General features: G+C 70.4%; 10 protein-coding genes. 4 read left to right on the top strand and 6 right to left on the bottom strand.

The features are described from left to right. The coding region (locus AB0C29_RS16305; protein ID WP_360820899.1) for an FtsX-like permease family protein at positions 1–2,202 on the bottom strand (2,202 nt) is incomplete at its 3' end. A 91-nt stretch (positions 2,203–2,293) separates the two neighbouring features. Here AB0C29_RS16305 and AB0C29_RS16300 point away from each other — a divergent pair. Then, the gene (locus AB0C29_RS16300) at positions 2,294–2,884 is read left to right on the top strand and encodes a PadR family transcriptional regulator (RefSeq protein WP_360820898.1); all 591 of its coding nucleotides are present in this window, start codon (positions 2,294–2,296) and stop codon (positions 2,882–2,884) included. A 15-nt stretch (positions 2,885–2,899) separates the two neighbouring features. Here AB0C29_RS16300 and AB0C29_RS16295 read toward each other — a convergent pair whose 3' ends face one another. Further along, complete coding sequence (locus AB0C29_RS16295; protein WP_360820896.1) at positions 2,900–4,126, bottom strand: serine hydrolase domain-containing protein; 1,227 nt, start codon at positions 4,124–4,126, stop codon at positions 2,900–2,902. Between the two features lie 108 nt (positions 4,127–4,234). On the opposite strand from AB0C29_RS16295, the gene AB0C29_RS16290 reads away from it, so the two are divergent. The 3 genes from AB0C29_RS16290 (at position 4,235) to AB0C29_RS16280 (ending at position 6,568) form a co-directional block, all read left to right on the top strand. Beyond that, on the top strand, positions 4,235–4,945 hold the full coding sequence (locus AB0C29_RS16290; protein ID WP_360820894.1) for a DinB family protein: 711 nt from the start codon (positions 4,235–4,237) through the stop codon (positions 4,943–4,945). Positions 4,946–5,076: 131 nt separating this feature from the next. Beyond that, entirely contained in the window at positions 5,077–5,850 is a 774-nt protein-coding gene (locus AB0C29_RS16285) for a DUF4253 domain-containing protein (protein ID WP_360820892.1), read from the top strand. A 79-nt stretch (positions 5,851–5,929) separates the two neighbouring features. Continuing rightward, positions 5,930–6,568 carry a DUF4241 domain-containing protein gene (locus AB0C29_RS16280; RefSeq protein WP_360820890.1) on the top strand — a complete coding sequence of 213 codons (639 nt, stop codon included), beginning with the start codon at positions 5,930–5,932 and terminating at the stop codon, positions 6,566–6,568. Positions 6,569–6,619: 51 nt separating this feature from the next. Here the strand turns inward: AB0C29_RS16280 and AB0C29_RS16275 are convergent, their stop codons facing one another. From AB0C29_RS16275 to AB0C29_RS16260, 4 genes are all read right to left on the bottom strand, one after another. Next, positions 6,620–7,996 carry a serine hydrolase domain-containing protein gene (locus tag AB0C29_RS16275; RefSeq protein ID WP_360820888.1) on the bottom strand — a complete coding sequence of 459 codons (1,377 nt, stop codon included), beginning with the start codon at positions 7,994–7,996 and terminating at the stop codon, positions 6,620–6,622. A 101-nt stretch (positions 7,997–8,097) separates the two neighbouring features. Continuing rightward, positions 8,098–8,955: a carbohydrate ABC transporter permease gene (locus AB0C29_RS16270; protein ID WP_360820886.1), complete on the bottom strand. Its 858-nt coding sequence runs from the start codon at positions 8,953–8,955 to the stop codon at positions 8,098–8,100. Continuing rightward, complete coding sequence (locus AB0C29_RS16265; RefSeq protein ID WP_360820884.1) at positions 8,952–9,821, bottom strand: sugar ABC transporter permease; 870 nt, start codon at positions 9,819–9,821, stop codon at positions 8,952–8,954. Before AB0C29_RS16265 ends, AB0C29_RS16270 begins: the two co-directional genes overlap by 4 nt. Continuing rightward, positions 9,818–11,128: an ABC transporter substrate-binding protein gene (locus AB0C29_RS16260; protein ID WP_360820883.1), complete on the bottom strand. Its 1,311-nt coding sequence runs from the start codon at positions 11,126–11,128 to the stop codon at positions 9,818–9,820. Before AB0C29_RS16260 ends, AB0C29_RS16265 begins: the two co-directional genes overlap by 4 nt. Positions 11,129–11,283: the final 155 nt, after the last annotated feature.

The raw sequence follows: 11,283 nt of genomic DNA, 5'->3' as shown, positions 1-11,283 counted from the left end.
CCGAAGGCGAAGCCGGCCTGCATGACCGCTCGTCGAGGCCGCACCGGCGACCGGTACGGCGAGCAGCGCATGACCGGGCGACACGTGTACGCCGAGCAGCCGCCCGAGCGGCCAGGCCAGTCCCACCGACAGCAGCCCGGCGAAGAGCCCGAGCAGCGCCAGCTCACCGAGCAGCGCCGCGGTGACCCGTCCCGGCGGCCAGCCGAGACAGGTGAGCACCGCCAGCTCGGTGCGCCGGTCCCGGACGGCCGCGCTCACCGCGTTGCTAAGGAACAGCGCGCACACGACGAGCACCAGCGCGAACAGCACGAGGCTCTTGCGGTCGACCGCCTCGACGATCCGGCTCGCGACACCGATCGACGACCAGCGCTCGGTCAGGCGCAGCACCGGCCGGCCGAACGCGCCGGCGGGCAGCTCGACGGTCCGCGCCGCCTGCGACGAGCCGAGCGTGATGTCGACGTCGAGGCCGGTGCGGCGGGCGATCTCCTCGGCGGCGATCCGGACCCGTTCGGCGGACTCGCGGCTGTAACCGTCGACGCCGGCCACCCGTACCCGGATCGCGCTGATCGGCGCCTTGCCCTGGGCGGCGGCCGGACCGGTCAGCAGGTCCGGCAGCACGCTCATGCTGGTGAGCAGCATCGGCGGCGGCGTCAGGTAGCCGCCCGGGTTGCCGCTGGGCAGCAGGGGCCGGTCGCCGAGCGCCGTACGGCTGACCGCGTCCGCGCCCTGGGCCGAGGGTGCCTCGTAGGTCTCCAGGGGCACCCGCGCCAGATCGCTGAAGCCGGTGAGCCGCTCGGGGTCGAACATGCCGATCGGCGTCCAGCTCTGGAACCGTGTCCCCGAGGGGTCGTCCAGCAGCACGTGATTGGTGAGCGGCCGGAACCACTGGTCGGTGGTGAGCCAGGGCCGGGATCCGCCGATCCGACTGGGCGTGTCGAAGATCCGCTCGTCGCCGGGACGGGTGACGGCGCGCAACGTGCCGTCGGGCAACCGGTCGTACTGGGTCGGACCGGGTTGGATGACCGCGTCGAGGGCCGCGCCGCCCTGCCCCCGGTCGACGATCTGCTCCATCCGGCCGCGGTAGTTCGCGTCGACGTCGCTCTGCCCGCCACCGGTCGCGGTGGCCGGCGCACCGCGGAGCGCAGTGGTGAGCTCTTTGGACGGCAGGCCGGCCACGACCGGCGGGCGCAGCCGGGTGTACACCGCGCTCACCACCGCGTCCACATAGGCGCGGCTGGAAGCCAGCACTGGAAACGTGCGGTTCCCGACGTCGGCGCCGTCCTGGCGCCACGGTGCGTCGTCGCGCTTCAGGGGCCGGCCCTTCACCATCGCGTCGGACAATCCGACCAGCCGGCTCTCGGCCTCCGGGTCGACCGCGGCGAGCAGGAACGGCATCTCCCAGGGAATGTCGACCCGGAGCCGCTCCTCGGGCTGGACATCGGCCACGGCCTGGTTGCGGCGCAGGTCGAAACGCCCGTCCGGCAGCATGCGGGCGACCAGGACCGGAGTCCTCTGGTACGGGTCGGGGCCGTCGGGTGCCTGCGACGCCACCTCGCACACCGGGGCGGTCCGGCCGCCGGGCAGCACCTCCCGGACGGCCAGGACCGCCCCGCCGCCGCATTCGTCGATCGGGTACGACTTGCCGTCGCTGTAACGGATGTCGTCCGTGTCGTTGAAGATGCCCTTCGGCACCTCCGGGCGAATCACGGGCCGGCGCGTCACGTACACGTAAAGGGGTGTGGCTCTGCCCTTCGACAGGCCGCGTTCGGCGAGGAACGTCGGGTCCACGCGGATCACCTGGGTCTCGGCCGTGCGGTCGACGGCGTCGGTGATGTCGAGCGGAGCCGGCAGGCCCATCGTGGAGTAACCGACCATGGCGATGGGCGCGGCCACCGCGACGCCGGGCACGGACCGGACGGCGGCCCAGTCGCCGGTGGTCACGCCACCGAACTGCCCGGACAGGTAGTTGGGCCGGACCAGGCCGTCGGCGGCCTCCAGGCTCGTGCGGCTGCCCTTCGGGCGGACCAGGATGTCGTACGCCGCCCGGGTCCCGCCCTGGACCGCGCCGGTCACCTCGAGGCGGCTGGCGGCGGCCGAGCCGGTGAGCACGACGAAGCCGGTGGTCGCCACCAGCATGCCCGCCAGCAGCGCCACCGACCTGCCGAGCCGGCCGCGCACGTACCGCCACACGAAGCGGAACACGAGATCCCGACCTCCCCCGATCGCTGAGCCCACTCTGCGCGATACATTGTCACAATGCAAGCGCGTCCGGGCGCGACCGACGGAGGTTCCGATGCCGATCCAGCACGCGGTCCTGTCCCTGCTGGCCGCGGGCCCGAGCTACGGCTACGAGCTGAAGAGCGCGTTCGAGGCGGCGGTCGGGCCACAGTGGGGCACGCTCAACATCGGGCACCTGTACCAGGTCCTCGAACGGCTCTCCCGCGACGGCCACGTGGCCTCCCGCCGGCTCTCCCAGCAGGTCAAGCCCGACCGCGTCGTCTACACGATCACGCCGTCCGGGGCCGCCGAGCTGGCCCGCTGGCTCGACGAGCCCAGCCCCCGCGGCAGCGGCTTCCGGGACGACTTCTTCCTCAAGGTGACCGCCGCGGCCCGCACCGGCTCGGCCGACACCGTGCGGGCCCTGTTGCGTCACCAGCGCGGCCTGCTGCTGCGCGAGCTGCGTAACGTCGGGGCCCTGCGCGCCGAGGCGTCCGATCCGGTCGTCGATCTCCTGCTGTCGGCCGCCGCCCGGCACGTGGAGGCCGATCTGCTGTTCATCGAGGACGTCGACGCGGCGCTGTTGCAGGACGGCGGGGTCACGCTCGCGGCGGTACGCGCGACGCCCCGTTCGGCGCCACCGGACGTGGCCGACGCCGCGTCGTGACGCCGTCCCCGCGCTTCAGCCGCCGCCCCCGGACGGCGGGTTGACCGGCGCGCCGGTGATGGCGGCTTCCTGCCGCAGCAGGAGATCCTGGATCGGCAGGTGGTCGTCGTTGCTGAGGACGACACCCACCCAGCCGGTGTCCGGGTAGATGCTCCAGTTGGCGCCGACGCCGGCGTCCGCGCCGCCGCGCCCGATCACCCACTGACCGTTGCTGATGCTGATGGGCATCGTGTACCCGTGGAACGACGTGGGATCCGGGCCGGGGAGCTTGGCCCCGGCGAACAGATCGGCGTAGGGCCGGTCCAGCACCGTGCCGGCCCGTAGCGCTTCGGCGAACCGGACCAGGTCCGGCGCGGTGGCGAAGCCGCCGCCCGAGGCCTGCCCGATGAAGCCGCGGCCCGGATTCCGGCCCTGGGTGAAGGGATCCACGCTGCCCTTGTCCAGATTCCGCACGGCGTCCACGAGACTGCCGTCGGCCTGCAGCATGTACGGGTGCGCGATGTGCTCGTCGGTGAGCCACTGCTCCCGGGTGTAGAACGCCGAGCCGGTCATGCCGCAGCGCCGGAAGACCTGCCGGTGCACGTAGTCCCAGAACGTCATGCCGGACACGGCCTCCACGATCTGCGCGGCCATGGCCAGACCGACGCCGCCGCCGGGCCGGTGGCCATTGGACGCCGCGCCGGGGACCCCCACCAGCGTCGCCTGCCGCGCCCACTGCTCGGTGTCCTCGTGCACCTCCTGCCGGCTGTGGAAGACGCGTTGCCAGTCCGGCATCGGGGCGTCCAGCCCGGACGTGCTGGTGAGCAGGTGATGGATGGTCACCTTCTCGGCGATCTCCCCGGAAAGGTCCTTCAGATGCTTGCCCACCGGGTCGGACAGCGTCAGCCGGCCCCGCTGCAGCAACTGCAGGATGGCCACCGACAGGAAAGGCTGGCCGGCCGAGGAGAGGTTGAACGCGATGCCCTCGTGGTTGCGGATGCCCTTGGCCTTGTCGGCCATGCCGTAACTGCGCGACAACACCGTCCGGCCCCGGTGCGCCAGCAGCACCACACCGGAGAACCTGCCGTCGGCGGCGAGCTTGGCCACGTACCGGTCGAAGGCTCCACCGGGCCGGGTGTCCGGCGGAATCCGATCGCGCCCGGCCCTCGCGGGTTCGGCGCCTGCCACCACGCCGGCGGCGGCGAGCCCGCCTGAGGTGAGCAGTCGCCGCCGACCGATGCCACGTACCGAGTCTGAGTCCATGCCTCCACTGAAGACGAATGTCCGTTGCGGTGGCGTATGCGGATTTCGATACGCCGGCAATACAGCGGCTCCCAAAAGTTGTCGGTGCCCCGGTGGATACTGCCCGGCATGAAGAGCTTCGAGGACCAGGACCTGACGGATGCCGAGTTCCGCGAGTGTGATCTGACCCGGGCCCGGCTGATCGGGGTGGTGATGCAGGACGCGGTGATCGACGGGCTGGTCACCAATCTGGTGGTCAACGGGGTCGAGGTGACGTCGTACGTCGAAGCCGAGCTGGACCGGCGATATCCGGTGCGGCTGCTGCTGCGCTCAGCCGATCCGGCGGAGCTGCTGCAGGCTGTCCGGCAGCTGCGGGCCGGCTGGGCGCAGACCGTCGAGCGCCTGCGAGCGATGCCCACGGGCTCCGAGCACCAGCGCGTGGGCGGCGAATGGTCGGCGGTGGAAACCCTGCGCCATCTGGTGTTCGTGCACGACTCGTGGTTCCGCCGCTGCTGTCTGGGATCGACCGAGCCGTTCACCGCGATCGGGCTGGCATCCGACTTCGTCCCTGACCAGGAGGAGCAGGGCCTGGACCGGGCGGCGGCTCCTAGTCTCGACGAGGTGCTGGCCGTGCGCGAGGTGCAAGGCGCTGAGCTGGAACGTTGGCTGTCGACGGTGACGGCTGATGAGCTCTCGGCGCCCGCGCCGGTGCCGGAGGGGCCGGGCTGGCCGTCGTACGCCGTGGGAAGGTCGATGCTGAAGTGCGTTCAGGTGGTGCTGAACGAGGAGTGGGCGCACCACGGTTTCTGCGTCCGCGACCTCGATCTCCTCAGCTCGTGATGCCGCGTCCGTGCGCGCCGATCAGCGGCGAGCCATCGCCGTGGGCGGTCGGCCGGCTTGACCGCCGAGCACCTGAACTGCCGAGCTGAGTGCACTCGATCATGCCGAGACGAGCGTGTTCCGAGGAAGAGATGACCATTCTTGACCGGGAGGTGCTGTTCGATCAACATGGCCGGATGCGCGACCTGCCACCGACCCGGCCGTTGTTCGTCACGCCGTCCGGCATCGAAGTTGCCGGCTTCCAGGCTGAAGGCGATGCGGCTCTGCAGTGGTGGGAGCGGCTGCGGCTGGCGCACCCGGAGAGCGGGCTCTGGCCGCTGCTGATGGACGACGAGACCCCCGAATATCTCACCGAGTCGTACAACGGTTCCAGAAAGAACTGGTCGCCGGCCGACGCGCGGGCCCTCGATGGTGCCGCAGTCCTGACCGGATGGGGCGAGCGCTATCTGGATACCAGCTCGCCGGGCTACGCCGTGACGCTCCGCGACGAACTGGCCGGTAAAGGGGTGTGGCCCGAAGAGCCGGCACGATGCGGGTTCGGGCTTGCGAACGATGGGAACGGGCAGCCGACGGAGGTCACCGTTGCCCTGGTGCCCGCCATCGCATCGTGGCTGGTGCCGGTGACCCTGGAATATGACGATTTCTGGACCCCGGACCCGGCTGAACACGCTGCGATCATGCGCTACTGGCACGGCCGGTACGGGGCAGAGCCGGTCGTCTGGACCGGCACGACACTCGAATACGCAGTCTCCCGCCCGCCGGCCACCCGGCCGGACGCACTGGCGCTGGCCTGGGAATACCGGCAATACAACGACGGTGAGTACGACTACTACCGTGCTGACACCCTCACAGACCTGGCCGCCAGCCTTCTGGACGCCCCGGTCTGGCGCATGTGGTGGGACTGAGTTCACGCTCGTCGTAGCCGGTGTCGGCCCGCGAACCCGCCGCAGTCCACACCTGCATGATCTGGATAGGGTGCGCGGCATGCCGTACGTGCCTGATCTTGATCTTCTCCTGACCGCTGGGTATCGCGCCGAGCACGGCGGGATCGTCTACGTTGTCGAGCCTCGTGAGCTCGGTCGGGTAGTGCTGCCGACCGGCAAGGTCGTCGGGTGCGACCCGCTCGTCCCGCGGTCCATACCGTTCGTCGACGCGGTGCCGCCGGGCAGTTACAACCTGCGGGCCTCGGTGGCGGTTCTGGTCAAGGACGGCTCGGAGTCGCAACGGCGGATAGCCGCTCTGCACCTGGTGGTCGCGGACGAGCCGGTCGCTGAATGGACCATGGCACTGCTCCCGGGCCAGGACGTGACCGGTCTGGGCGACGACGGCTTCTTCGGATACGGGGTGGACGCGGGCACCGGCACGCTCGCCGACCAGGTCGCGATCGAGGCGCTGAGCCGATGGGATTACGACCGGATCGAAGAGACGTTCATCCCGGCGCAGATCCCCACTGACCCGATCGAAGCCGTCATCGCCGCGGTCGTCGACGAGGGCACGGCGGCGAATGTGTACGTCGTCGGATCAGGGTGGGGCGACGGCGTTTACGCGACCTACGTGGGCCGGACCGCGGACGGGCGGATCGCCGGCTTCGTCACCGACTTCCGCGTCATCCCGCTCGATTAGCACCGGAACGCGAGCGACAACTACACGGTCCGGGCAACGCAGGAGCCACGGTCAGCCGGCCCGCCAACCCGCCGGGTCGACACCGCCGGGCACTGGCCCCTCGGGGTGATAGGGCTGCCGGGTGAAGATGAAGGTGCCCAGATCCAGGTGGCTGACCGCCCCGGACGCGTCGCGCTGGACCCGCAGCCGCTCGCCGGCGAAGTAGCCGCTGAGCCCCTCCCAGCTGCCGTCGCCGGTGGGGCGCAGCCGGGTGCCGCGTCCGCCCCCGGACACTGGGCCCAGCTCCAGGAAGCCGTCGGCCAGCGGACGCAGCACGTGGGGGGCCGGCCCCCAGTACCACGGCCCGGCGATCTCCAGGAGCTGCGGCTCGACCGAGGGCAGCGGACGCCACGGCGCCGGGATCCGCGGCTCCCGCTCGGCGACCGTCCGCAGCAGGTCGGCGGTGAGAGAGCCGACGGCCAGGCCGGAGGTCACGTTGCTCAGCACGACCGCGCCCAGGGAGTCTTCGGGGCTGACCCACACGGTGGCGACGAAGCCCGGCATCGAGCCGGTGTGCCCGGCCAGCAGCCGGCCGTCGCGGCGGAGCAGCTGCATGCCGAGCCCGTACCCGTGGTCCCAGTCCTTCGCCTCCGGCGGACTCGCCGGGGCGCGCATCTGCGCGACGGTGTCCGGATGCAGCACCCGCTCGTCGCCGTCGACGAGGAACGCGGCGAACCGGGCCAGGTCCGTCGCGGTCGACCACAGCTGCCCGGCCGGCGCCATCAGGCCGGTGTCCACGGCGGGCTCTGCCTGCAGCACGTCAGCCCAGGGGTGCACCGCCCAGCCCGTGGCGTGCGGGGCGACCGGCAGCAGGGTGGTCCGGCTCATCCCGAGCGGTTCCAGCACCTCACGCCGCAGGACCTCGCCCCACGCCTGACCGCGAAGCCGCTCCACCAGCGCGCCGAGCAGGGCATAGCCGGGGTTGGAGTAGTGATGGCGCTGTCCGGCCGGATGCACCCGCGGATCGTTGCCCAGCACATCGGGCAGCTCGGGGCGCAGCGTCCCCGGGGTTCGTTCCCACCACGGACCGGGTGCCTCGGCGACCAGCCCAGCGGTATGCGCCAGCAAGGCGCCGATGGTGACCTCGCCGGCCACCGTGCCGGGCAGGTACTCGGCCAGCGGATCGGTCAGCGCGAGCCGCCCCTCGTCGCGCAGGCGCAGCACCAGCACGGCCACGAAGGTCTTGGTGATCGAGCCGATCCGGTACTGGACGTCACCGTCCGGCACCCGGCCGTCCACCGTTCCCCAGCCGTCCACCCACACCGGCCGGCCGTCACGCACCACGGCAGCGACGACCGAAGGCGCCCGCCCTTGCACCTGACCTGTGGCCAACCGGTGGACCAGCGCACGACGAGTATCCGGCAACAGCTCCGTCGGGATCGATGACATACCGCAAACCTATCGGCGGCCCGCACGGCGGCGAAGGGGCGGCGTCGATCCATGCGCGGTGGCCGCCCGCCTCGTCGCCAAGACCGGGACATGGCTGTGAGTCAGCCCTTCACCGCGCCCGCGGTCATGCCGGCCACGATCTGGCGGTTGAAGGCCAGGAACATGATCAGCGGCGGGATCGTGATCAGCAGGATGTCCATGAACAGCAGGTTGTACTGGGTGTTGAACTGGCTGTTGAAGTTGTACAGCGTCAGCTGCACGGTCGCGTTCTGCTCGCCCGGCAGGAAGTACAGCGGGTTCACGAAGTCGTTGTAGACGAACACCGACTGCACCAGCACGACCGTCACGATCACCGGGCGCAGCAGCGGGAAGATGACCCGGAAGAACAGCCGGACCGGGCCCGCGCCGTCGATCACCGCCGCCTCGTCCAGTTCCCGGGGGATCGTCGCGATGAACGCCTGGAACAGCAGCACGCAGAAGGCCAGCCCGAAGGCCACCTCGACCAGGATCAGGCCGGGCATCGTGCGGAACAGCCCGAGGCGTTGCAGCACCCAGATGGTCGGTACCACGGCCGGGGGGATGATCAGGCCGGACAGCACCAGGAAGTTGACGAAGCCGTTCCACCGGCTGCGCCGGCGTTGCAGCACGTACGCGACCATCGCCGAGGTGACCGCCATGATGGTCACGCTGGCCACCGTCAGGATCGTGCTGTTGATGTAGGCGATGAGCAGCAGGTAGTCGCGGGCCTGGATCACGTCGACGAAGTTCTGCACCAGCTGGAACTGCTGCGGCCAGGAGAAGTCGAACTCCGCCGCCTCCCGCCGGTCCTTCACCGCGGTCAGCACGATGAACACGAACGGCACCACGAAGACCACCAGCGACGCCAGGATCGCGACCGTGCTGAGCAGATAGTTCGGGCGCGGCTTGCGGCGCGGTACGGAAGCGGGCGCGGCGCTCACAGGTCGACCTCCTTGCGGTTGAGCAGCCGGGACAGCGGGAACACGATCGCCGTCACGACCAGGAACAGCACGACGTTGCCCGCGGTGGACAGGCCGTAGAAGCCGGCCTGGTACTGCTTGTAGATCACCGAGGCGATGACGTCGGAGGTGAAGCCGGGCCCGCCGCGGGTCATGGCCCAGATCAGGTCGAACGAGCGCAGCCCGCCGATCAGCGACAGCAGGATGACCGTGACCGTGGCCGGGCGGGCCAGCGGCAGGATGATCCGGCGGAAGTTGTCCCAGGCGCCCGCCCCGTCGACCTTGGCCGCCTCGAAGTACTCGCTCGGGATGCTCACGATGCCCGCGATGTAGATGACCGTGGCCAGTCCGACGCCCTTCCAGACGTCGACCAGGGCCACTGACAGCAGCGCGTAGCTCGGGTCGGTTAGCCAGGCCGGCCCGTCGATGCCGACCACGGCCAGCGCGTCGTTGATCAGACCCTGGTCCGGGTTCATCAGCACCGTGAAGGTCAGGCCGACCCCGATCGTGCTGACCAGCACCGGGAAGAACACCACCGAGCGCAGGAAGCCGCGTCCGACGATCCGGGACGTGAGCAGGAGCGCCAGCAGCATGCCCAGCACGACCTTCGCGGCGGAGGTGACCACGGCGTAGATCAGCGTGTGGGTCAGGCCCGAGACCAGGGCCGGCTCGCGGAAGAACGTGACGTAGTTGTCCAGGCCGATGAACTGCGAGTCGAAGATGGTCCAGCGGGTCAGGCTGAAGTAGAACGCGGTGATGGTCGGGATGATGAACAGCAGGCCGTAGATCACGGCCGCGGGCAGGTAGAACCAGTACGGGTACGGGCTGCGCGCCACCGTCGGGGTCACCAGCCCTCGAGCCCGAGCTGCTGGGCCTGCTTCTGCACATCCTTGTCGTAGAGGGCCGCGCCGTCGGCCGCCTTGCGGATCCCCGAGCCCACCTCCACGGTGATCTGCTCCAGCGCCGGGCCCTTGATCGGGGACAGGAACTCCAGCGCCAGGCTGGAACCGCCGTCGCGGTCCAGGTACGGCTGGGTGTCCTTGGCGACCTGGGTGACGTCGGCCGGCAGCGCGCAGCCCTTGACCGCGTACGGGCCGACCGGGGTGCTCGCGGTGCCGGCGGAGGCGCACCCGGCCGGGCTGGCGATGAAGCCGAGGAACTTCTTGGCCGCGTCCAGGGCGGGCCCCTCGGTCGAAGTCGGGATGTAGACGCCGGCCGGGGACCAGACCGTCAGGCCGTTGCGGGCGGCGTCGTCGCTCGGGATGGCGAACAGTCCGACGTCCTTGGCCTGCTCCGGGTAGTTGGCCACGATGGTGCTGATCGCCGAGGACAGCATCGGGTAGTGCGCGCCCTCGCCCTTGGCCAGTTTCTTGAGTCCGTCGTCGAACTTGGCCGAGGCGAAGTCCTTGTTCAGGTAGCCGGCGTCGTGCACCTCCTGCAGGTGCTGGAAGCCCTTGACCGCGGCCGCCGAGGTGGCGTACTTGGCCTGGTTCTTCGTGTACTTGCCGGCGAAGTCCGGCTCGGCCGCCGTGACGTTGTGGAAGTCGCCCAGCACGAACAGCTGGGAGGTCCAGGTGTCCTGGTAGGTCTGGATCACCGGGGCGATCCCGGCCGCCTTGATCTTGGCGTTGTTGGCCATGAACTCGGCCCAGGTCTTCGGGACCTGCAAATTGAGCTTGGCGTAGACGGCCCGGTTGTACATGACGGCGCCGGCGATGAAGCCGCCCCACGGCGCGCCGTACGTCTTTCCGCCGGTCGACACGGTGGTCTTGAAGTTGTCGTCGAGCCGGCCCGCCCAGGGCTGGTCGTTGAGCGCGACCAGGTTCTTCTGCGGGGCGAGCGCCTGGAACAGCGACCCGGAGTTGTACTGGAACACGTCGGTCATGTCGCCGGTGGACAGCCGGGTCTTGACCAGGTTGTCGCCCTCGGTGCCCTGCGGGCGGGTCTCGACCTTGACGGTGATGTCGGGGTTGGCGGCGGTGAAGTCCTTGGCGAGCTGTTCGCCGATCCGCACGCTGTCCTCGGAATTGTCGACCAGGAAGGCCAGCGCGACCTTGCCGCCGCCTTCGTCGTCGCTGGAGCCGAGGCTGCCGGCGCTGCAGGCGGAGAGGGCCAGCGTCGTGGCGGCGAGCAGGATCAAGGGTCGGAATCTCATCGGGGGCCTCCAGGAGAAGTTGTTGTCAGAGGAAGGACAGCCCGGCCAGCCGGGCCTGCAGTTCGACGGCGCCGGGGACGAAACCGCCGGCGGTGAGGGCGTCGACCATGGCGGTCGCCGGGGCGTCCAGGTAGGGCCGCAGCCGCCGGGCCACC

The sequence above is a fragment of the Actinoplanes sp. NPDC048791 genome, from assembly GCF_040650095.1.
In the GTDB taxonomy this organism is placed as follows: Bacteria; Actinomycetota; Actinomycetes; order Mycobacteriales; family Micromonosporaceae; genus Actinoplanes.
Note: the sequence above shows the minus strand (reverse complement) of the source record. Positions and strands in the feature narration are given on the sequence as shown.

Bases quoted from the DNA above. Each gene is read 5' to 3' on its own strand.
- AB0C29_RS16300 (WP_360820898.1), top strand. From the start codon at position 2,294: ATGCCGATCCAGCACGCGGTCCTGTCCCTGCTGGCCGCGGGCCCGAGC.
- AB0C29_RS16295 (WP_360820896.1), bottom strand. From the start codon at position 4,126: ATGGACTCAGACTCGGTACGTGGCATCGGTCGGCGGCGACTGCTCACC.
- AB0C29_RS16290 (WP_360820894.1), top strand. From the start codon at position 4,235: ATGAAGAGCTTCGAGGACCAGGACCTGACGGATGCCGAGTTCCGCGAG.
- AB0C29_RS16285 (WP_360820892.1), top strand. From the start codon at position 5,077: ATGACCATTCTTGACCGGGAGGTGCTGTTCGATCAACATGGCCGGATG.
- AB0C29_RS16280 (WP_360820890.1), top strand. From the start codon at position 5,930: ATGCCGTACGTGCCTGATCTTGATCTTCTCCTGACCGCTGGGTATCGC.
- AB0C29_RS16275 (WP_360820888.1), bottom strand. From the start codon at position 7,996: ATGTCATCGATCCCGACGGAGCTGTTGCCGGATACTCGTCGTGCGCTG.
- AB0C29_RS16260 (WP_360820883.1), bottom strand. From the start codon at position 11,128: ATGAGATTCCGACCCTTGATCCTGCTCGCCGCCACGACGCTGGCCCTC.